Genomic DNA, 22,932 nt, shown 5'->3' on the forward strand with positions numbered 1-22,932 from the left:
GTCTTGCACCCTCCCTCAAGAGGTCATTATTTTACGATGTGCGTCCCAGCTTTGTTCGTAATGGCATCCTTTAAGCTCTCTGGGTTCGTAATGATCACGCTTGATCCGTTTTTCTCCAAAAAGCTCAGGCTGGCCTCGATTTTTGGCAGCATGCTGCCTTTTGCGAAGTGCTCTTCACGAACGTATTGCTTCGTTTCCTCTACGGTGATGCGCTCCAGCGCCTTTTGATTCGGCTTGCCGAAGTGAATGCATACCTGCGGGACACCTGTCGTAATGATCAATGTCTGTGCATCGATTTGCTCTGCCAGCAAGCTGGTAGCAAAATCTTTGTCGATGACAGCATCAATCCCATCGTACGTATTTTCGCCCGTTTTCACAACCGGAATACCGCCGCCGCCAACAGCGACTACCACATATCCCGCTTCGATCAACGATTTGATTGCGTCTTTTTCCACGATGTCGATTGGCTTCGGGGAAGGAACCACTCTTCTGTAGCCACGACCGGAATCCTCGATAAATACCCAGTCCGGACGCTCTTTGCGCATCTCTTCCGCCTGCTCTAGCGTGAAGAAGGAGCCGACTGGCTTCGTTGGATTTTCGAAGTTCGGATCATCCTTGCTAACTTCTACCTGTGTGATGACGCTCGCCACTTTTTTGTTGATTCCTCTTTTGGCGAATTCGTTGGTGAGTGCCTGCTGGATTTGGTAGCCGATTCCCCCCTGCGTATCCGCCACGCAATTGACCAGCGGGATCGTAGGCATCCCGGACACTTCATTCGCGATTTCGCATCTTTGCAAAGCAAATCCAACCTGCGGTCCGTTGCCATGAGTAACGACAACGTTGTAGCCTTCTTGCACCATATCCGCGATATTTGCCGCGGTTTCACATACGGCTTCATATTGGTCTTGAATGGTATTGCGACCATTATCTTTCACTAATGAGTTGCCGCCGATAGCAACAATTACGAGTTTTTCCACTGGGCACTTCTCCTTTGGTTAAGATACTTTTGCAGTGGTTTCACGCTGCGTGATCGCACTTGATTTGTTCCATTTATAGCTCAATGCATAGAGAACACTGGAGATAATCATCCCGCTAAGGAAAGCAGACTTGCTGATGTTTGCCAATAGTGGCACATTTGGCAAGAAAGAGCCGGATAGCGTAATCAAGAAGCTGACAATCAATACGCCGCATGCCACCATATTAACGCCGTTTTTGTATTCTCCGTTTTCACCTGGTTTTACGTAGATGCTGGATAAATCCAGCTTTCTTTTTCTTTCAATGAAGAAACTAACCAGCATGATCCCCGTAATCGGACCGTACATGGAGCCGATAAAGCTATAGAACATATACAGCGCGGCGGTACCATTCACCAGCTTCCAAGGTAAAATGACAGTCCCCAATACAGCTGTTAAGATAGCCGCTGATTTCACTGTAAACATTTTCGGAAGAAGCGCTGTCATCTGTAGTCCAGATGGAAGCAAATTCCCAAACACAACATAGCTCGTCGAACCTATATTCAGTGCCAGCAACAAGACAATGACGGCAACAGGATTCCCAATTTGATCAATGGCAGCGACGACATTAAAGTCTTTGATGCCAAACGCAATTTGCGTTCCAACCAACAATCCTACACACGTAATTCCAAACAGGATGTAGGATGTAATCATTCCAAGCGGCAGACCAATCATCGGAGCTTTCGGGTGTTTTGCCCTTTGCGTAAGGTCTGCAATATTTACAATCGGGCCACCCCAGTTCGATACCAATGCACTTACACATGCGATAAATACAAGCCAATTCTCCATCGGTTTGGCAGGAGCATAAGCAAAGATCGGACCAAATCCGCCAGCAACGCTGATCGCCCAAATCGCTGCACCTACAATGAAAATATAGATGATCGGTGAAGACCATTTACTAAACAGACTGAGAATTTTCATTCCACCTAAAAACAATCCAACTGTAATGACCCAGAGGATCACATAAGAAAGCATCGTCGGGAAATCTAATCCGAGAAAATCAAAGCCTGGAACCATATTCATATAACCAGGGAATATTTTCTCAAAAATGACATTAAAGGATTGTGCGCCAATAATTGTTTTTGTCCCAAAAAACACAACACCAGCGATAAGCCCGCGACATATAGCAGGAATGATCGAGCCTTTTACACCAAAAGAGCTGCGCAAAAGCATCGAATAGCCAATCCCGTATTTCTGTCCCGCATAGCCATTCAACACATAGCCAGCCGAGACAATCAAGGCAGCAATCATGACTGCCCACAAGACTTGCGGAACGGATAATCCGAGGACAAAGAATCCGGCTACAGTCATGTACGACATGAGATTATGCACAGCGCCCATCCACACGGTCACGTAGTTAAAGGTGCCCCAATCTCGATTTTCGGAAGTCTTTGGCAAAATATCGTCCGCGTATCCATAGGACTTGAATTCTTCATATGATTCCTTTACGTTTGCCTGTCCCATGTTCATTCACCTTCCTCATTCAACCCAGCTTTCGCAACCTTCTTTTGCTGCGAAAGCTGAGTCACCTAGGATGAAAAGCAATTAGCTAACCGTTTTTTGTTACTGCGAGCAATGCTTTTTCAAAAGCTTCCATCGGTGGATACGTAATACCCGCACCGATCATGCCGATCCCTGCGTCTTTATGCGCAATGGCAGTGTTGATAATTGGCAGGATGCCCGTTTGGATCACCTGACGAATATCGATACCTGTTGCTACACCTCGGAAGTCCAGGAGAGGAATCGTGACGTTTGGATTTTCTGCTGTCGTGATTTCTTTCATCGTGGTGGAGAATCCGATCGCTTCTTCAACCGTACCGCCTACGAGCGCAACAATTGCTGGAGCTGCCGCCATCGCGAAGCCGCCGATACCGTACGTTTCTGTAATCGCACTGTCTCCGATATCCAAACCGGAATCCTCTGGCTTGTAGCCTGCGAACATGGGACCGATTACCTTTTGAGCAGGTCCTGTGAACCAAGTGTTGCCAGCCATACCACTTACACGGATACCGAACTCTACGCCATTACGCGCCATTGTGGTGACAATCGTGCTGTTCTCGATTCCATGTGCTGCATCTAACGCGCATTTGCACATCGCCATCCATGTCGGACCGGAGAAGTAATCGCTGCTTGCTACGAAATCGAATACTTCGCGTTTTTGTTCTTTGGTGAAATCTGTCTCCAAGATGTATGGAGTCAGTGCTTGAATCAACAAGCTCGTACCCGCGTTGTTGCGGTTGTGGCATTCATCGCCCATGTGCAGCGCTTGCGCCAGCATGAGACGCAGATCGATTTCACCTGCAATCTTCATCGCATCACGCAGCATTGGTCCCAATACATCGCGCATCCAGTTCAGACGGGCGATGACACTTTCATCGTTGGCACCCATGCGCAAAATTTTCGCCATTTGCTCACTCAGATTGGTGTACGCGACATTGCCGTACGTTTTGTTTTTGACTACATGCATGAACATCGAAGCGGATGTGACACCTGCCATGGAGCCTACGCAGTTATGCTCGTGGCATGGAGAGAACGTGATTGCGCCGGAAGCAGCTACCTGTTCAGCTTCCTCGATGTCTTTTGCCAAGCCCTCGAATACGATTGCTCCGGTTACGGCACCTTTCATCGCGCCGCACATTTTGTCCCACGTAATGGGCGGACCCGCGTGCAGAATCGTGGTTTTTGTCATGCCTGGCACCACATTGATCGCTTGGTCGAAGCCAACAAGCATCGGCTGGGAGTTGATGATGCGCTCTACCGCCAGCTTGTTTGCCGCAGCGATTTTCCGAGCGACAGCAGCGTTTTCTAGTCTGTCGAGAGCGTTGATCAGCTCAGGCTTTCCGCCGCCTGGAGGCTTCCAATCCAGATGAGACGCATTCGCATTTTGCTTGATGATATCGTCTTTGAAAAACTCGATCCCTACGTTGATCGCATGAATTTTTCCGTTAAACAGCTCATTGATTTTGCTCATGATTATTCCCCTTTCGCAACAAATTCTCTAGCCAGAAGACCTGCATTCGTGCTGCTGCTCGCAATCGTTACGCCCGCATCCATCAGCTTTTTCACTTGCTCGTCGAAGTTCGGTGTATCGAGGTCAGTCCCCAGCACATAGCCCAAGATTTCCATGTGTCTGCCTTCTTTTGCTGCTTGTGCTTTTGCTTCGATGATCGCTGGCAGCATGACACCAACAGGATCTTCGTGGGAACCGAAGCCAAGGATGAAGTCCATCAAAATCACGCCGACAGAAGGATCTTTTGCTTCTTCCAAAAATCTCGCGATGCGCGTGGAAGGATCGATCATCGGGTGCGGCTTGCCATTTGTAAAGTCGTCATCGCCCATGTCGAGGAAAGTGTGAGCCTTGCTCTCATGGATATTTTTCAGCTTGTAGTCTGCTTTCTTTTGAATGTTGCTGTATACGTCTTCATACTTGTCCATCGCGAGGTACATCGCTTCATCGCACAGTGTACCGCCGCAGAACAGACCTCGAACGTATTTTTGCTCAGGTGTCAGTTTTGCTCGAACTTCTTCAATCAGTGGCCAGTTGAGGGCGCGCTTGTTGAGCTCGTCTTCGTTGGCACCTGCCAGTACAACTGCTTTGATGGCTGCTTCCTTGCTCGTTTTTGCAAAATGCCCGCCCGCTTCCAGAACTGGCGTTTCTTCTCCACCAATGAAGTACACAACCACAGGCTTTTTGCAGTTTTTCACTTGCGCCAATACTTTTTCCTGAACGCTCGGTGCTGGTGGTTTGGAAATGAGCACGATAACCTTTGTCGCCTCATCCTCTTCCAGTGCTTTGATTCCGTCGAGCATCATGATGCCGCCGACTTGCTCGGAGAGGTCGCGACCGCCTGTACCGATCAGCTGCGTGATACCGCCGCCGAAGTCGTGAATACGCACGCTTACCTCTTGGCTGCCTGTGCCCGATGCACCTACGATCCCGATGTTGCCTTTTCTCACGGCATTTCCGAAGCACAACGCTACATTGCCGATGATCGCCGTCCCGCAGTCAGGTCCCATCATCAAAAGGCCTTTTTCATGCGCGAATTGCTTCAGAGCGATCTCTTCCTCAATGCTCACGTTGTCGCTGAACAGCATGACGTGCAGTTCGTTTTCCAACGCTTTTCTCGCTTCTCTCGCCGCGAACGCGCCGTTTACAGAGATCACAGCGAGGTTCGCCTCTGGAATGCTGGCTGCCGCTGAATCAATCGTGGAGTATTTGATCTCCGTTGCGGATTTGCTGCCGCCTTTTTTCTTGAACAGTTCATCGATGGCGATGAGAGCGCTCTCGCACAGCTCGTCTGTCGCCGCCTTCACCACAATCATCAGGTCGCTCGTTTTCGCTGCTTCCAGCTCAGGTGTGAGCAAGCCTACGTTTTTCAATACCTCTTTATTCATGTCGGTGCCCATCGCAATAACCGCTTGTTCGACACCTTCAATTTGATTTGCTTTTGTAGAGAGAGACATCAGGGATACCGAGTCAAAATACGTGCTTTGCTTGATTACGACTTTGGTAGACATACGTTACCTCCAGCTTCTAGATTTCGTTCCAAACCACATAGGATGCCAAGCAGGATATCCGTACCCGACGACGAGCCGATCCCGATGATTTTGTCTAAAGCAGGGACAAGCTCTTTCATGGAGCCGGACACCATGCATGAAAGTAAGTCATTTAGCGACTCTCTTACTTGTCCATGGGCTGCTTTTTTCAGCGTGATCGCACTGATTTCGTTCGTTAATACTTGGGACGTACGGACGATTTCATCGAAAAATGGGCATGACAAACAAGAGGAAATGTTTCGCATTTTGTATACACTGCACAATCCCACTAAAAAATCGTCACCTGAGGGCGTTAACCCCGGCCCCAGTCCGATAAGACTTATCGCATGCCGAGTAGCTGACTCTATGCGGTTGTTCGCCAGATCGTCGGAAAGCATGCCTGCACGCTGGATCAGCATACGGGACATCTCTTTCTCAAACGGACTGGCAGGGTGGGAGGACATTTTCATGCCCCCCGTCTTGCCGTATACGTCCACGTAGTTTTTCGTGAACGCCACATTTCTGCGCAATACATCTACGCCTTCTATGTCACAAGGATAGGAAGGAAGCTCACCTTCCCACTTTGTTGCTTGCTGAATCCATATTCGTAAATTCGCTCCGATAACGAGCGTGTTATTTTCGGTCATAACCGGAGCGTTAGTTGACAGCCCCAGCTCTGAAAAGCCTTTTCTATCAATGATGAGCGTGTTCGGTGCATTGTCTAGCTGATAGTTTCCAATGGTGTACAATTCCCCGTTTTCGCTGCATGTCAGATTAATCGTTCGCTCAAAAAAACTGTGTACGGTCCCGCTAAAGTTTGCTCGTGCCAAACGCTCAAGGAAACCGGCATCGCCAGATAACGCCTGGATGTACATGGGACGCTTTACTTTGCTCCTGCTTCGAGCAAGATTTTTTCGATCTCGGTGTAGCCTTTTCTTCTCGCAAGCTCAAGCGGTGTTACGCCGTATTTATCTACCATGTGTACATTGCAGCCATGCTCAATCAACAGCTTGATGATCGTTTGTTGCTTCTCACCGCCATCATTGAGGATGATCGCTTCGATGAGTGGTGTCCAACCCACAAAGTTGGTATGGTTTACGTTGATGTCAGTCGTCGTTACGAGCTCACGTACGATGTCCACATGGCCTTTTTCGCACGCTGGTGTAATCCCTACTCCACCAAAACGAGTCAACAGCTCCAGGTTTGTTCCTGCCTTGATCATCATTTTGACAAGCTCCAGCTTGCCGTTGATGCATCCGAACAAGAACGGGTTGAAGCATGTCTCATCCTGCAAATCTACATCTGCACCCGCCTCTACCAAAAACGATACCGCTTCCAATTTGTCGTTCATGGCAGCAGTCAGAATCGCTGTACGCTTTTGTCTGTTTCTTGCATTGATATCTACGCCCTGCTCCAAATGCTTTTTCAGTGCTTCGATATTCCCCTCAGCCGCTGCCTCGAGAAATGCTTGTACTACGCTTTTGTCTGTCATAGTAAGCCCTCCATGATCTCGTGATTGAACAACCCGCCAAGATTGGCTCGGCGCTTGCTCTTTTAAAAAACAATTAGACAAGCCCTCGTACTTACATCATTATTTTAGACATGGTGAATGGAATCGTCATTGTGTATCGAAACTAAAAAAACTGAGGTTCACTTGTGCACATTGCACAATTACAGGAATCCCTTTGTGGCAAAGGAGTGAACAGGGTGCTGACCATCAAGGATTTGCTTACCATTCAATCCATAGACGGCATCAAAATCATCGCCGGAGAGCAAGGCATCAACAACATTATCTCCATCGTCAATATTATGGAAAACCCGGATGCTTTTGACTGGCTGTCTTCCAACGAACTGCTGCTCTCCACCGGGTATATTTTCAAGGACAATCCTGAATTACAAAATAAAATCATCAAAGAGCTGGCGGAAATCAACTGCTCCGGGCTCGTTATCAAGATGCATCGCTATTTCGATCAAATCCCGCAAAACATGATTGATCATGCCAACAAGTACGGGCTGCCGCTCTTGGCCCTGCCTTTTGAATACACGTTGTCTAAAGTAATTGCCATTATTAACGAAAAAGCCTCTGGGCGTTATGATTTGTTGAACCGCAAAACATTGGACATGCATAACGCACTGTTTCGCATTGCGCTGGAAGGTGGCGGACTGGATCGCATTGCTTCCGAGCTGTCTGAGACGATCAACAACCCGATCCTTATTCTGGATCAGGACTGGCATTTGCTTCATTACACGGAAATCTGGCACAATCCGATTCCGCTTGACTCCTGCCTGACCTTGATCAAAAACAGACCTGTTTTTACCCGTGACTTCACGGAGTCCGTCCCGAAAAATATTAGCCAGATCAAAAAGTCGATCAAGCGTATCTACCATGTAAAGGATGATGAGATTAAATGCAGGATTCTACCTGTTGCTGTGGCCAATCACATCTATGGATACATCGTCGTCTGGCAAACCATTTGGGAGCTAACTGAATTTGACTACATTGTGCTGGAACAGGCGTCCACCATCGTGGCGCTGGAGCGGATCAAGGCGAGGGAAATCGAGGAAGTGAAGCTGAAGATCAGACAAGACTTTTTCGATGATCTATTAACGGGAAAAATCACGTCGGCTGATTCCCTTCAAACGTTGTGCGATTTACACGGGCTGCAATCGAGCTACATGTATTTTTGTATGGTTATTAATATCGAGCCGGTTGAGCTGGAAAATTTGGAGGATATAATCGATCGCAAGTACGAGCTGGATCGGATCGCCAAAAAATGCGTCGATCTCGTCTATGACCATTCGAGCAAAGCTCCTGGAGAAATCACCTGCTTTTATCGAAACAATCGGATCATCATCCTTATCGGACAAAATGAGCAAAAACCCGTGGTGTCTGCAAGTGAAGCCAAACAATTCGCCAATGAGCTGTACAGCGCTCTCGTGGATAAAATCAAGAAAACCTTGTTCTTTATTGGGGTGGGACGTCAATATAAAAACATCGCTTCGCTTCATAAAAGCTTTTCCGAAGCACATGAAGCGATCCGCCTGATGCAGAAGTTCAACAGCAAGGGCGACGTCTCTCATTTCGATGATTACTCCGTCTATCATTTCCTGGATTCCAACATTAAGGACATTGAACTGGAAGACTTCTTTTTGAAGCGACTGGGGAAACTGTACGAGCATGATCAAGAGTTCGGCACGAGCCTCATGGTGACTTTGGACAATTACTTTCTGTACAATCAAAACGTCAGTGAAGCAGCCAAAGCGATGTTCATTCACCGCAATACGTTTATTTATCGAATCGAGAAGATCAAGGAGATTTTGAACATGGATTTGAAAAACTCGGAGGAACTGCTTCAAATCCAGCTGGCGCTCAAGATCGGCAAGCTTTTGCACAAGGAGTAAAGCTTGAAAGAGCTTGGTCATCAGGCTGTAGTGGTCGGGAGGAAGGGGTGCCAGATGTTTTCCAGTCGCCTATATCCTCACTACGTTCGGGCGGTCTCCTTCCAAACATGTGACACACCTTCCCGTACAGCTGCTTGTTTGACCCGGTTTGGTCTACTCGTAAGAGTAGGGGCTTGTCGAAGATTTCGCTTAAAATACAAAAAGAGCCTCTTTGAAAGAGGCTCTTCCTTTTTAGTTTTGAATGTATTTTTCAAAGACTTTCCCAAAGTCTTTCACGACATACTTGTATCGGATGTCTTCCAGCCAATCGAAGGTGTATTGGTTGATGGACTTGAATTGTGAAGCTACGTCTGCTTGCTGGCCTGTTACGCGGCCCAGTGTGCTTTGGGCGACGTGGAGGCTTTCTTTTGCATGCTGGAGCGCAAATTCGTTATCGTGCATAATCGATGCGATCTTCACAAGAGCTTTGTAGAGGTCTTTTAGCTCCTCCAAATGCTTTTTGTTGACATCGATCGAGTAGTGCTCATTGCCCATGGTGAACTTGATTTCTACATCCAAATCGACGGTTCCGGCTGTTTCCAGATACACGTCAGAGATCGGGTGTGTATGGTAGGAATAGCGGCGCAGCATGCGTTTTTTGCTGGTGGCACTCGTTCCATCCAGATGAACTAGCCCCAGATTGGTGAAGCAATACTCGTCGGACTTTGATTTGATCAAAAAATAAATTTTCTCATTGTCCTCGTGCATGATGTAATCATCAGCATCCACCTTGTCGTAATCTGCTGGTTTTACCACGATTCCCACATTGCTCAAGCCAAGCGCGTCTGCCGCAAGCTTTCCAAACATAATGAAACAGCTCCCCTCGATATGTACGGTCTAACCTTATCCATTTATACGTGCGTGGGGAGACTTAGTTGCAAACAACTACTGCGCTTCACCCAGTTTTTTGAGGAGGCCTGCAAGAACATCAAAATCAAATTCTTTTCCGTTCCGTATTTTGATGGTCTTCCGGTCAGCATGATCAGACTTCTCAAAAAAGCCAGCTGGAGCATCCAGATTCGCCGCTTGAAACAGCGTCACATGAATCCAATCCTTTGCCGGAAAATACACACATGTCTGCTTGCCCTGAATGGAATAAAAGGCTTGTTTATACTTCACCTGCTCTTCTACATTCGGGATATTTTCATGGATGAGCTGGCGAATCCGATTGCAAACTTCTACCTGAGATTCATTGGTTATGTTTTGGATATAATCCGTTACTTGCTGATTCATGAATAGTCCTCCGCTTCCCAAAAGTGATGGTGCTTGATTACAGCCAGGTCGTCTTTTCTTCCGCCGCCACCCGACTCGTCTCAGGCGCATCTGCCTCGGGATAACCAATGAACAGCGTGCCCACGACCTTTTTATTTTCAGGCGATCCGAGGAATTGCAGCAAGCGCTCGTCGCGAACCAAGCCGACTCCTCTTGTGCGCCATACCATGCCAAGTCCGAGTTCCTTCGCTGCCAGCCACATGGAGTGAATCGCGCAGCAAACCGCGTACTCATTATCCTCTGAAGATGCTTCATCTCCTAGGATCACATCAGCAGTCGCGACAATGACGAGCGGTGTTTTTTCCAGGACGGCCAAGGAATCCTGCACGAGATTCGGCTTGGTCGGAAAACGCTCCAGCAAAAATTCCTTCGCGATTTCCTCGAACCGCAGCTTTGCTTCTCCTCTGATCACGTAAAAATGCCACGGCTGACGCAAGCGGTCATTCGGCGCTAACACTGCGCAATCTAGCAGCGCTTGGATTTTTTCTGTTTCTACTTCTTTTGGAATATAGTTACGCACGGCTCTTCTGCTTTTGAGTGCCTCTAGTACGGACATATTGGTTCCTCCTCGGGTGTACCATTTTCTTACTGATCCCACTCATTATATAAGAGCTTGTCATGATCGTATAGGTATCCATCAACGGGAATGAATCGCCAAATGTGCTTGGTGTTCATCTTCTTTCGCCACGTAGATGTCATACTGCTTATGGTCTTGTTCTTGGGGCAACATCCCCATGTCTCCCCCTAAATGACGAACTGCTTGAGAGTGACTGCGTGTCCGAAAACGAATGCCATGAGCACTTAGCTTGTTTACCACGCGGATGTATTCTACATGACCAAACGCGGTGTGTATCAAGCACTTGTACTTGGAAAAAAGGGTGAAAAAAAAGTCTATCATCCGCTCCACTCGCCTTCCTTTTTGTAGTATATTCCAATTATTGCGGAAAAGAGAGGGGCTTTCTACTATGAATCGAAAGAAAGTATTCACAGGTTCACCTTGGGAACCGGTTGTAGGCTATTGTCGCGCAATCCGAATCGGCGACCGGATTGAAGTGGCTGGCACAACCGCCATGAAGGACGGGGAAGTCGTTGGTGTGGGCGATGCCTATGAACAAACGCGGTTCATCCTGGAGACGATTGAGAAAGCATTGCGAGAATTAGATGCCGATTTGTCTCATGTGGTCAGAACACGAATGTTTGTAACGGATATCAGCAAGTGGGAAGAGATCGGAAAAGCACACGGGGAGTTTTTCCGCGAGATTCAGCCTGTCGCTACGATGGTTGAGGTCAAGGCATTGATTGACCCGCGTCTGCTCGTTGAAATTGAAGTGGAAGCCATTATTTAGCATGCTGGTTAGTTGGAAGCGGACCGACGACTTTTCCTGTCGATCCGCTTTTTGCTTTTTCTACGATTGTGCAAGCTCCTCAGGAATATCAAGACCTGCCTTTTCCGCTTCTTCGATGTGCTTTTTCACCAGGAGCTCGTCCGTAAATTGTTCTTCATTCCGGTAAATCCTTGCCAGTTCGAGATGCGCATGCGGGTAGTTTCTTTCCAAAGCAGCGTGAAAATAAGTGATAGCGGCGTCGATATTTTTGGCTGTACCGTAGCCATTATAGTAGAAGATCCCCAAATTATAGGCACTGATATCGCCGCCTACTTCGTAATCTTGGTGATAATAATGCAGCGCCTTTTCGTAGTTTGCTTTTGAATCGTGAAGATAGCCAAGCCAACCATAAACCGGCGAGCCCAATAACTCCCCCTGCTCATAATGCCAGAGGGCCTTGTCCAAATCTTGCGGCACCAGTTCTCCGTCATAATAGATGGCCCCCAAATTGTTGTGAGCCAGCGCATGACCATGTTCTGCCGCCTTGCCCATCCAGTACATTGCCTGATCGGCATCAGCTTCCGTGCCTACCCCGTGTCGATAGCAACAGCCTAATCCATTCATAGCATGGTGGTTGCCTGCCGCAGCCCCTAATTCATACCAGTAAAAAGCTTTATCAGCATCCTCGAAGCCTTCTAGACTGTAATACATATGCGCTAGGTTGTTCATGGATGGGGCATAGCCCTTTTTAGCAGCAAGCGTATCGTACAGAATGGCTTTCTCATAATCACCTGCTTCATACGCTTCCATGCCAAGATTGTACAACGTTTCTACTGGCGTGTACTGATCTACACTGTCAACATCCGATTGCTCCCCTTTGGCATAGGCCAGCAGTCGCTTGCGAACCTCAGCATCAAAATAATAGCTGGAATAACGATCTTCTACATCCTCCAGAACGAGCGTTTTCTCTGCCCTCGACAGCCCGTACTCGCTTACTACATAAACGTCGTGACCCTTGAAGGCATAAGCAAAACCCCCGACAAATGCCTTTTTCACCACCAAATCGAATTCAAAATCACTCCATCGCTTTTCCGGCGATAAGGCAATGCTCCATAATCCATTTTTCTTCAAAGCATACGCATCCTGATGCAGCCGAAAAATATTCTCATAATCGTCTAAGGGGAATAACCATGCTGGCTGATCGGCATCTCCATAAAAAACGCCTAGCTTTCCATCTTTTTTGGCCAGCACCTGATTGCCCTGCCTTGTCTCCGTATAAACCTGCAAATCAATCAGTTCATCGTATTCATACGGCAACAGAAGGCTCTCCTGCTGCTTGCCATAAGCGGCGTACCTCTTTCCCTTGCGTAGAACAAGTAGATTCGGAAAATGGGTTTGCCGATTCAATTTATCGAAGCCGGATGCGCCGACAGCGCCGTCTCTTTTGTACAAGGTGCTATGACGTGCATCCTTGTGTGGTTTGACGAGGATAAGCCCTTCGTCGATCTGTTCCACCGCCGCCAGAGGGAATTCCCCGATGTATTTCCAATATTCGTTAAAGATTTTCTGATTTTTCCTGCCCTTAACCGCTGTATGGTAAAATCCGTCCCCGCACTTGAAAGCTTCTTCATGCTCAAAATCTATCGTTACAAAACCAGCTTCCCCCAGCACGCCCCATTTTCCGTCTTTCTTTGCCGTATAAAATCGTTGGTAATCGAGCGGTTCCAATTCTTCATAGTCGGTAGGGACAATTGTTTTGCCTTCCAGATTGATCAGACCATATCGATCGTTTCGTTTGACAATGGCACCAGCAGAGCCGTATTCAAAATCGTAGGCATCCTCCCACTCCAATGGAATGACAATTCTCCCGGATTTATGTACATAGCCGTATTTACCATCTCGGGCGACCACAGCGAGATCTTCAGAAGCGAAATCGTAAAAGGCATCGAACTGAGGAGCGAGCAATACGTTTCCCTCTGCGTCTTTTAGACCAAGCAAGCCAGCTTCCTCAAAAATCTCCACGTCGGAATGCTCTTCATAAGGCTGCCAGATGTGTCCCCAGCCGTATTGGTAGTCCTCATAATTGAGCAGCTCGGAAAAAGAACGAAAGCCTGGGTTCACGTCCATCAATTCGGAGTAGTTCATCAATGAGATGTCATCGTTGTCCATTGCCTTTGTCATGATCTCGTTGTTATGGGCAATATTGGCGCGCAAAATTTCCGCCTGCTCGTCATGAGGGATGTCATCCATATTGAATACATCCCAGGCATCGATGTGAAAATACGGAAGCGTTCGTTTTTCCAGATAGCTCAGAAGCTGATTCCTCGCATATAAAAATGCTTCTTTGTTACGGATTAGCCCTTCCTGTCTCTCCAGAAAATCGTAGAATCGCTTCACGTTTTCGATGCCTGTCTGCGCGTCGTAATAGAGTCCGGAATTGTCCGGCTCGGTATGGTTGTTGTAATTGTTTCCGGCGATTGAACCACCTTCTATGAAGAGCGGCTGCAAGAGTAGTGGGACCTCATAGCCCCATTCCACCATCATCGTGTCGTTGTCTTGCGCTTGAGAGGGCTCACTGACGTTATATACATAGACTCTGTGTGACATGTCTTCTCTCCCTTTGATTTCCAATTGCACTTGATCACATTGTAAGCAAATCTAGCAGGGCAAAACAATCCGACTGATGTTCTATCCAACGAAAAAGGCTGACAAGCAAAAATCATGCTGGTCAGCCCTTTCTACTTTTTAGATTACAGGTCAATGAGAGGAATACTCCCACCCACACTAACCGGCTCGATCGCCTTGCCCGCTGACCGCACCAAAGTAAAGTACTCATAGCAGCCAATGACACCAAAGTCCCCATCGATCACACCCGGATAAGCGCGATTCACGGAATACTCCTGACTCAAGTGAGCCTTCAGCGCCTCTCCTTTTTGTTTCCGATAGCCCGAAATATCGACCTTGCCTGTAATCGGAACTGCTGGCTTTGGACCATGATCCGGGCAATGATCGTAGTAGTGTGGGATCGAAACATAGTACAGATCAGGATATTCTGCGGGAGTCAAGCTCGCTTCCGCTTGTTCGACCGCTCGCGTCGTCGCCTCGCACGTGACGATATGATCGGGATGACCCGTTACCCCGTCCGGCGGAAACGTCACGACGACATGGGGCTTCCATTCCTCTATCGCTTCCCGAATCTTACCCACCAGCTCATCCAGATCGGCATTTTGCAAGGAACCATCCGGGTACCGGAACAAGTCAAGACGACTGATTCCGAGCACTTCCGCCGCTGTTTTCAGCTCTAGCTCTCGATGTTTTGCCAGCTTTTCTCGGCAATTGATATCGAATGGACCACTGCGTCCTTTGCAGCCGGAGGTAATGCACAAATAGCACGTTTCATGTCCGGCGTCCTTGCACTTTGCCAACGTTCCCCCGCAGGCAAAAGACTCATCGTCCGGATGGGGAAAGACAACCATTACTTTTTTCATTTCTTGCACCTCACCTGCCGCCCGATTGGCGTTCTAAATAAGCCAATCCTTTTGCTATGACACCGTAAATCGGATCGTTTTGTGCATTTTCGATGACGACCTGCGAAGCGTACTCTCGGACGCGCTCTACGACGATCTCTCGCACGCGATCATCGTTTTGCAAAACGCCCCCCTGCATGATCATCTGAAACGGCTTGGCTTTCATTTGCAACGTATCAATGACAGCCCGAGCAGCATCGAAAAGCTCTTCGCCTGCGACCTGCAAAATAGCTGCTGCCACCTTATCTCCGGCAAGTGCCGCTTGACTGACCAACGGCGACAGCTCTCCTACCTTCTCTACGGAATAATGCTCACTGTACGTCCAGTTAAACAATTCATCTACGCGTCCCAGTCCAACGTGCGGGAGAAGCAGCTCCTTCAATACGGTCGGCTCGCCACGGCCATCCGCTGCTTTTAATACAGCCATAATCGCTTGCTTGCCGATCCAGTAGCCGCTACCCTCGTCACCGACCCGATGCCCCCAGCCTCCTGCTCGCGCCGTTTCCTGTTCATCGTTTACACCAAAGGCAATCGAGCCAGTGCCTGCGATGACCAGAATGCCGGGTTTGCCTCCGGTCGCACCGAGCAATGCCGCAAATCCGTCATTTTCCACAATCAGGTGCTGGACGCGAATATCGAGCTGGTGCAGTACCTTGCTCACCATCCGCGAGATTACCTGTCGATCATACTCTGTGTCCAGGCCAGCGATCCCGAACACCGCGCACTCGATTTCCCATTCGATTGGTCCATCCAGTGTCGAAGTGCCGCTCATAAAGGGGGCAACTGTTTGACGAGCGATCGCATCGTCCAGAGCTTGGCTGATCGCGGCAACCAACTCACGAGCTGCCGCTTCCTCCCCGATCCCTTGATAATTGCATGAACCGGAGCGTCCTGCACCGATTTCATTTCTGGAGCGGTCCACCAGTACCGCCAGACACTTGGTGCCCCCTCCGTCCACTGCCAGAAGAGGTATTCGCACCACTGCCATTACCCCACACTCCATTCAGCTGTCATCTGATCAAGCCCTTTCATCACATTCGCATTCGCCTGCTTCTTCTGTGCCAGCCATTCTGTTTCCTGCTGGAGAACCGCTTGGCGAACGGCGATCATGCGCTTCATTTCCTCTGGATTTGGTCCACCAGGAAGCTTGCGGATCATTACGAAATGAACGGGGTCAAGCGCCAGTCTGAGCTCTTCTGCTGTGAGCGACAGCTCCCGCCCGATTACTTCCACGGCTGCACGGTTTACCAGCTCCAAGCTGATTTGGTTTGCAGCGAGTTGCTCGCTCATCGCTTCTTTTACCACACGACTCACGATGTGATGAGATTTGCGGAACGAAAGTTGATCCGTGCGCACCAATGTATCCGCCAGCTCTGTGACGGTCGCAAAGCTGCCCTTTGCCCGCTCCAAGAGGACGTCCTTGTTCACTTCCATCGTACCTACAACACTCGCCATCAAGCGATACATCTGCTCGAGTACTCCCATGCTCCGCCACGCGTACGGCTGCATGTCATCCTCGGTATCCACGATATCGCCAAAAGGCGTATTGTGCATCATCGTAAGCACTGTCGTCGCATTGCCTGCTGCACTGGACAACAGAGAGCGCATATGTTCAAAGGAAACCGGATTGCGCTTTTGCGGCATGATGGAGCTGATCTGCACGTATGGACTCGCGACTTTTAACCCCGCGAATTCCTGTGTGCACCACAGTAGCATATCTTGAACCGTACGCCCCAAATTAATCGCTGCCAATTGTACGGCTGTCGCTACTTCCCCCAAATAATCAGCGCCGCAGACTGCATCATAGGAATTTTCCACCAGCTCATCGAATCCAAGCAATTCGCGCATCCGCTCCCGGCTGATCGCAAAGCCAGAAGTCGTCAAGGCCGCTGCCCCCATCGGTGAGCGATTGACTGTGTGATAGGCTTGGATCAGTCGCTTGATATCACGGCTGAGCATGTCAGTAGCCGCCATGATGTAATGCGCCATGGTCGTCGGCTGTGCCTGCTGTGTGTGCGTGTAGCCAATCATGATCGTATCCACATGCTCATTTGCAAAGAGGAGCAAATGCTCTTTCAGATAGAGGGCAGAAGCCAAGGTCACCAACAATTTTTCACGCAGCACCATACGGTATATGGTAATCCCCATGTCGTTGCGGCTGCGAGCCAGATGCAGATTTCCTGCCACATCAGGAGCCAGTTCCAGCAAACGGCTCTCTACCTGAAAGAACAAATCTTCAAACTGTCCGGTGTAATGCGATTGGCGCAGCTCTTCCATTTCGATCCCACACAGTGCACCAGCAATTCTTTTGGCCTCATCGTCTGTGAGCAATTCTTGTTCACGAAGCATGATCAAATGTGCCTTGTTGATCGCCATCATCGGATGCAGCAAATGGTGCTTCGCTTCATTGAATGCAGGCTCCAAAACCGCCTCCACGTATGTCTTGCCAGGGAAACTGGCTCCCTCCTGTTGAAAAATTCGATCTCTGTAATTCATCTTTCTTGCATCTCCTTCCTACCCATTCGTATGCTGCTTCTATTTTTGCGTCTGATCTTCTTTTAGGAGGGGGGCGACCGCCGAACGATCGCCTTCCCTTCTACTATGATTACTGCTGTGGGCTGATCATGTTGACAAACAATCGGATCGCACCCGGTACGAGTGACGGAATTTCGCGATACCACACGAGCGAGCTGTAGGTATACGTTCCTTTTCCATACTTGGCAGTGAGGTACGTACCCGTAAATTCCTTCTCGCCTTCATCTCCATTGGAGATTAGCTCTGTGTATTCCTTGCCCCACTCGGAAGGATTGTAAGCGGAACGATCCTGAATCCAGTTGTCCCAATCTTCCTCCGTGATTTTGTTTGGCGAATGGAATAATGCATGATCAGGCGCCAATACTGTTACCTTGGATTTTTCGTCTGTGACACGCCATTGAATCAGCGGAGCACCGATTTTGATCGGATAAGGAGCCAGCTCCGGCTTCCATTTATCCTCTGGCTTGTGGTATTGCACGACCAGATTTCCGCCGTTTTCCACGTATTTCAACAAGCGTGCATTTGAAGGAATCAACTCAGGTCGGAAACCATAAGCGCGTATGCCCAGCACGATCGTATCGTATTGATCCAAATCGCCAGACTCGATGTCTTTTGCCGACAAATTGGTCACATTGACTCCCAATTGGGACAAATACTGATCGATATTGTCAAAGCCACTGGATACGTAACCGACCTTCAATCCTTCCGGCACCTTCAGGTCAAATGCCTGGATCGCAAGCGTCGCTGGTTGAACAAAGTAAGTCGTGCCGATATGCGGGTAACGGATGACTTGGGCGCCGTGTCGACTCTCTTTACCATTGCCAGATGCTACTGCTGTCACCGTATACTTATTCGGTTGGACCGAAGCATCTGCTTTGACTGTAAAGGCAACCGACTTCGTTTCTCCCTTGGCCTCAAAGGCGAGCGGTGCTGCTTGTGGTTCTACACTCCAGCCTTTTGGCACATCGAGAGTAATGGTTGTTTTCGCTGCACCTGGATTGTAGTTTTTCACCGTAACCTTGACCGGGATTGGCTCCTCTGGCTTCTGCGTATTCAAAACCGTCGCATTTGGACTCAGCACCATAGAAAAAGATGGAAGAACTGCAATGGCATCTGCTGGTGTCACATGGCTAATCGCCGTCGAGCCTGCGAAGCTGTAGCTGACATCTGCCGTAATGGCGAAAGCGGCATACGGTTGGAACAAAGCGGCATCAGAAGGAACCGTAACATCAAATGTCGTTTTCACCGTCTGATTGTAGCCGAGCGATGAAAAGCTGGTGGGCGATTGCGGCTTGGCTTGCCAGCCTTTTGGTACATTCAGCGCGAGATTGATCTTCCCGACTTTTGCTTGGCCGCCGTTGTAAGCCGTAACCGTTACTTTTGTCGTTTGGCCTGCTACCAGCTCAGTTGTCTCAGGCTTAACCTTGGTTACGAGCGAGAGCGCTTCGGCACTAGCCTTATTCAACTGGGATTTCTTCACTCCCAAACGATGGCGCAAGTCTGTTTTCGTGTCAGTTGGCAAGGAGGACGCTTCGACTACTGCCGTCGCTTTTTCCACATCCGCCAGCATTTCATGTGCTTCCTTGGCTACTGAGGCAAAGCTTGGGTACGCAGCAATGACTTCTGCGGCATCCTTTTGCAGCTTTTTCAGTTCACCCGCGACTTTTTCCCCTCCAGACTGTCTGGCAACTTCCTTGGCTAAATCGTCAAACGAATAGGCAATTCCCGTAAAAAAGTCCGCTTCCTTGTCTTTTGTCTCTACGATGGATTGATCGAGCTTGTAATAATTGAAGCTTGGCCCTTCGTCATAGTGACGTCCCATGCCCTGGCTCTTGTGCATAAAACGGGATTCTTCGCCGAGTTGGACGTAAGAGGCACCATAAATTTCGTCATAGTCGCCAACAGGCACCTTGACCGAGTAATCCTTTTCCTTTGCAGGCAGATACAGCTTCTTCACCTGCCAAGGAGCCAAGCCTTCCTTTGCATGCTGCGGAAAAACGTTTGGATCTGCGGCATCCTTAAATGCCCGTACCGTAATGACATTAATCGCGCGATGATGACCGTGAGTCGAAGGTTCGTTCAAAAATGCGGGAATCACGACATCGGGTCTCAGTGTCCGGATACGGCGGATGAGCTTTTCGTACGCGACATCCTCCCCCCATTTTTGAAGAGTTTCATCCGGACTTTTGGAAAAGCCGAAGTCAAAAATAGGGTCATCGATTTTTTCACTGAGGTTCTCCAGATGGATGTTCGTGATTTTGGAAGCTTCCTGCAATTCGCGGGTACGAATGATCCCCAGCGCATTACCCAGCTCGCTGCCTATCTCGTTCTGTCCTCCCTCGCCTCGGTTCGCAATGACACTGGATGTGTCCACCCCTTTGCCAAGCGACAAATACGCAAGCATCGAACTGTGCTCATCGTCCGGATGCGCTCCGGTGTTCATCGCACTGGCAATCGTGGTGAGCGGCTTGATGGCTTTCCACAGGTCGACAACCCCGCGGTCTGCATGGGCGGTCTCGGGTGCTACTGGCATAATCAGACTCGTGGCTAGCACCGCTGCAGTCGTAATCGTGTACAGCTTGGCAAGTTTCCCCTTACTCAATGAACGTTCCTCCATTCCATTTTCAGATTGATGTCTATATCAATCATGGCGGTCTGTACGTTTGCATTTCATTGATGTAGCCATGGATCGACCCACGGTTGGCCCGGAGTGGATGGGGCATTACTGCTTCTGACTGATCATGTTGACGAACAAACGAAAAGCGCCAGGGACTAGCTGTGGAATCTCGCGGAACCAGGCAAGCGAGCTGTAGGTGTACGTCCCTTTTCCATAGTGCGCCGTGAGGAAAATGCCGCGAAACTCCGGTTCTCCCGGATCACTTGTCGCAATCAGCTCGGTATACTCGCTTCCCCAGCGAGAAGGATTGTAGATGGAGCGCTCCTGCACCCATCCATCCCAGTCTGCTTGGGTAATCACATTTGGCTCCTGGAACATCGGATGGTCAGGGGCCAGCATACGGACGTCTGATTGCTCATTGGTCACCCGCCAATCGATCAGCGACTCGCCGATAAAAATAGGGTAAGGTGCCAAGTGCGGCTTCCATTTGTCCTCCGGCTTGTGATATTGAACGACGAGATTTCCGCCGTTTTCTACATAGTGCAAAAGACGCTGGTTGCTCTCGATTAATTCGCGGCGGAATCCGTATGCGCGAATGCCGAGAACAATCGTGTCGTAGCGGGACAAATCGCCCGATTGTATTTCGTTTGCGTCAAGATTGAGGCAATTCACCCCAACCGCGCGCAAGTATTTATCCATATTGTCAAAGCCGCTGGATACATAGCCGATTCGTTGATTTTTCGGGATGGCCAGGTCAAAGGCTTGAACAGTCAGCGTAGCAGGCCGGATGAAATACGTGCGGCCGACATGCGGGTATTCAATGACCTGCACATCCTGCGCGATCTCTGTCACACCGTCTGTCCCCGCGACCGTAGCGCTGATCTGATATTTGCCATTCTTCACTTGTGGCGTGGTATGAACAGTAAACGCAATCGTTTTCGTCTCGCTACGGAAAGAAAACGGGACATCGACATAGGCTGGCTCCGCTGTCCAGCCTGCCGGGACAACGAGAGCGACCTTGGCTGTAGAGCTTCCCGGACGGTACTGTTTCAGTGTTACCTTAACCGGGATCGCCTCATCCGTATGCAACGTGTTTCGCACCACATCTGACGGTGTCAGCGTGACGGCATACGGCGGAAGCACAGCTACACGGCTATCCGGCTCCACGCGAATCGTACTGGCTGTATCGAAGGCGAAATAGAGCACTTCGACATCGAGCACGGACGGCTTGTAAGGATGGAACAGCTCCGTCTGTGCAGGAATCGATACCTCAAATACGGTGCACACCGTCTGATTGTAAGCAAGTCGTGGAAACGCAGTTGGCGTGAGTGGTTTCGCCGTCCATCCAGCGGGGACACGCATTCGCAGCTGCACATGCTCAACCTCAAGCGAGCCGCCGTTGTAAGCCGTTACGGTGACGGTTGTCGTCTGACCTGCCACCCACTCGCCCGTCTCCGGTTTGATTTTCACGACCAAAGACAGAGCCTCGGCACTGGCACGGTTTAGCTGCGCTTCCTTGAGTCCTAGCCGATACATCAAATCAATCTTTATTTCTTCATCGAGTGGAGCCTTGCATACTTCTTGTTGTGCAGACGCAAGCAAAGCCTTCATGCGATGAACCCTTTGTGCCACCTCAGCAAAACGTGGGTAGGCATTCAAAATATCTGTAGCCGCATCGTGCATACGGTGAAGCACTTCGGCGAGTTCTTGCCCGCCTTTTGCAGCGATGCTCTGCGCCAGATCAGCAAAACTGAAGGGCAGTCCGAAAAAAAAGTCGCGCTCTTTTTCCGGTGCCGGGGAAACAGATGCATCCAAGCGGTAGTAATTGTAGGTCGGGCCTTCGTCGTAATGAACACCCATGCCCTGTGTCTTATGCATAAACCTCGATCGCTCACCAAGCTGGACATAGGATGAGCCGTAGATTTGGTCGTATTCTCCCACTGGTACAGCGACGTGATAATCATCGTTGTCCATGATAGGCAAATACAGCTTTTTCATTTGCCACGGCAAAAGTCCAACCTGCCTATGCTCCGGAAAGATCTGTGGATCGGCTGCTTCGTGGAAAGCTCGCTGTGTCAGTAACGTAATCGCCCGGTGATGTCCGTGTGTCGTCGGTTCATTTTCAAAGCAAGCGATGACGACATCGGGGCGCAGCTCCCTGATTTTTCGAATCAATCGCTCGTACACGACCTCTTCGCCCCATTTGCGGAAGGTTTCTTCGGCGCATTTGGAGAACCCGAAATCATGGATGGGATCATCCAGCTCTTCGCTTAAGATGCCAAGCGTCACATTGCCGAGAGATGAGGCTTCTTCCAGTTCGCGCGTGCGGATAATCCCAAGCGCGGTACCTTGCTCGCAGCCGATTTCGTTTTGGCCGCCTTCCCCTCTCGTCGCGATCACACTCGTGGTATACACGCCTCTCCCCAGCGCCAAGTAAGCGAGCATGGCACTGTGCTCATCGTCTGGATGGGCACCTGTGTTCATGGCACTGGCTATGGTAGCGAGCGGCTTAATTGCTTTCCATAGATCGAGCAGTCCGTGTTCCCCCTGCATGGTGCGAAGAGATGCGGGAATGGGCGGGCAGGGCAATTTAGTCGGCTGCACCATCGGTGATTTCTTGTCCATCGATTCACTGACATCCACGTGAAGCTCCCCCTTTTTCACGA

18 protein-coding genes are annotated in these 22,932 nt (G+C 49.4%); 2 read left to right on the forward strand and 16 right to left on the reverse strand.

The features are described 5' to 3' along the window. Positions 1-26: 26 nt before the first annotated feature. The 6 genes from arcC to C7R92_RS10595 all read right to left on the reverse strand — a co-directional run bounded on the left by arcC (position 27) and on the right by C7R92_RS10595 (position 7,041). A complete protein-coding gene (arcC, locus tag C7R92_RS10570) occupies positions 27-977 on the reverse strand; it encodes a carbamate kinase (protein WP_106834224.1) in 951 nt (316 codons plus the stop codon). An 18-nt stretch (positions 978-995) separates the two neighbouring features. Next, positions 996-2,477 (reverse strand): cytosine permease, encoded by a 1,482-nt coding sequence (locus C7R92_RS10575; RefSeq protein WP_106834275.1) that lies wholly within the window; start codon positions 2,475-2,477, stop codon positions 996-998. 85 nt (positions 2,478-2,562) lie between these two features. Further along, positions 2,563-3,984, reverse strand: coding sequence for a YlbE family protein (locus C7R92_RS10580; RefSeq protein WP_106834225.1), 1,422 nt, complete (start codon positions 3,982-3,984; stop codon positions 2,563-2,565). 2 nt (positions 3,985-3,986) lie between these two features. Beyond that, on the reverse strand, positions 3,987-5,531 hold the full coding sequence (gene fdrA, locus C7R92_RS10585; protein WP_106834226.1) for an acyl-CoA synthetase FdrA: 1,545 nt from the start codon (positions 5,529-5,531) through the stop codon (positions 3,987-3,989). Continuing rightward, positions 5,513-6,424, reverse strand: coding sequence for an oxamate carbamoyltransferase subunit AllH family protein (locus C7R92_RS10590; RefSeq protein WP_106834227.1), 912 nt, complete (start codon positions 6,422-6,424; stop codon positions 5,513-5,515). Before C7R92_RS10590 ends, fdrA begins: the two co-directional genes overlap by 19 nt. An 8-nt stretch (positions 6,425-6,432) precedes the next feature. Then, complete coding sequence (locus C7R92_RS10595; RefSeq protein WP_069848155.1) at positions 6,433-7,041, reverse strand: ankyrin repeat domain-containing protein; 609 nt, start codon at positions 7,039-7,041, stop codon at positions 6,433-6,435. A 215-nt stretch (positions 7,042-7,256) separates the two neighbouring features. Between C7R92_RS10595 and C7R92_RS10600 the strand changes: the two genes are divergently transcribed. After that, positions 7,257-8,951 carry a PucR family transcriptional regulator gene (locus tag C7R92_RS10600; RefSeq protein ID WP_069848157.1) on the forward strand — a complete coding sequence of 565 codons (1,695 nt, stop codon included), beginning with the start codon at positions 7,257-7,259 and terminating at the stop codon, positions 8,949-8,951. A gap of 231 nt (positions 8,952-9,182) precedes the next feature. Here the strand turns inward: C7R92_RS10600 and C7R92_RS10610 are convergent, their stop codons facing one another. The 4 genes from C7R92_RS10610 to C7R92_RS10625 all read right to left on the reverse strand — a co-directional run bounded on the left by C7R92_RS10610 (position 9,183) and on the right by C7R92_RS10625 (position 11,160). Continuing rightward, complete coding sequence (locus tag C7R92_RS10610) at positions 9,183-9,797, reverse strand: PH domain-containing protein (RefSeq protein WP_069848159.1); 615 nt, start codon at positions 9,795-9,797, stop codon at positions 9,183-9,185. 78 nt (positions 9,798-9,875) lie between these two features. After that, positions 9,876-10,223 (reverse strand): DUF1801 domain-containing protein, encoded by a 348-nt coding sequence (locus C7R92_RS10615; protein ID WP_069848161.1) that lies wholly within the window; start codon positions 10,221-10,223, stop codon positions 9,876-9,878. A 37-nt stretch (positions 10,224-10,260) separates the two neighbouring features. Beyond that, complete coding sequence (locus tag C7R92_RS10620) at positions 10,261-10,818, reverse strand: nitroreductase family protein (RefSeq protein ID WP_106834230.1); 558 nt, start codon at positions 10,816-10,818, stop codon at positions 10,261-10,263. 81 nt (positions 10,819-10,899) lie between these two features. Further along, complete coding sequence (locus C7R92_RS10625; RefSeq protein ID WP_208636196.1) at positions 10,900-11,160, reverse strand: hypothetical protein; 261 nt, start codon at positions 11,158-11,160, stop codon at positions 10,900-10,902. A 67-nt stretch (positions 11,161-11,227) separates the two neighbouring features. On the opposite strand from C7R92_RS10625, the gene C7R92_RS10630 reads away from it, so the two are divergent. Then, positions 11,228-11,608: a RidA family protein gene (locus C7R92_RS10630; RefSeq protein ID WP_106834231.1), complete on the forward strand. Its 381-nt coding sequence runs from the start codon at positions 11,228-11,230 to the stop codon at positions 11,606-11,608. A 60-nt stretch (positions 11,609-11,668) separates the two neighbouring features. Here C7R92_RS10630 and C7R92_RS10635 read toward each other — a convergent pair whose 3' ends face one another. The 6 genes from C7R92_RS10635 to C7R92_RS10660 all read right to left on the reverse strand — a co-directional run bounded on the left by C7R92_RS10635 (position 11,669) and on the right by C7R92_RS10660 (position 22,891). After that, positions 11,669-14,194: an SEL1-like repeat protein gene (locus C7R92_RS10635; protein WP_106834232.1), complete on the reverse strand. Its 2,526-nt coding sequence runs from the start codon at positions 14,192-14,194 to the stop codon at positions 11,669-11,671. Between the two features lie 143 nt (positions 14,195-14,337). Next, positions 14,338-15,075, reverse strand: a complete 738-nt coding sequence (locus tag C7R92_RS10640) for a PIG-L deacetylase family protein (RefSeq protein WP_069848167.1) — start codon at positions 15,073-15,075, stop codon at positions 14,338-14,340. A gap of 10 nt (positions 15,076-15,085) precedes the next feature. Beyond that, positions 15,086-16,102, reverse strand: a complete 1,017-nt coding sequence (locus C7R92_RS10645) for an N-acetylglucosamine kinase (protein ID WP_069848170.1) — start codon at positions 16,100-16,102, stop codon at positions 15,086-15,088. Then, complete coding sequence (gene argH / locus C7R92_RS10650; protein WP_069848172.1) at positions 16,102-17,610, reverse strand: argininosuccinate lyase; 1,509 nt, start codon at positions 17,608-17,610, stop codon at positions 16,102-16,104. Before argH ends, C7R92_RS10645 begins: the two co-directional genes overlap by 1 nt. A 109-nt stretch (positions 17,611-17,719) precedes the next feature. Then, the gene (locus tag C7R92_RS10655; RefSeq protein ID WP_106834233.1) at positions 17,720-20,251 is read right to left on the reverse strand and encodes an NEW3 domain-containing protein; all 2,532 of its coding nucleotides are present in this window, start codon (positions 20,249-20,251) and stop codon (positions 17,720-17,722) included. Positions 20,252-20,371: 120 nt separating this feature from the next. After that, complete coding sequence (locus C7R92_RS10660; protein ID WP_412678980.1) at positions 20,372-22,891, reverse strand: NEW3 domain-containing protein; 2,520 nt, start codon at positions 22,889-22,891, stop codon at positions 20,372-20,374. Positions 22,892-22,932 lie beyond the last annotated feature (41 nt).

This window comes from Brevibacillus porteri, assembly GCF_003013475.1.
Taxonomy (GTDB): domain Bacteria; phylum Bacillota; class Bacilli; order Brevibacillales; family Brevibacillaceae; genus Brevibacillus; species Brevibacillus porteri.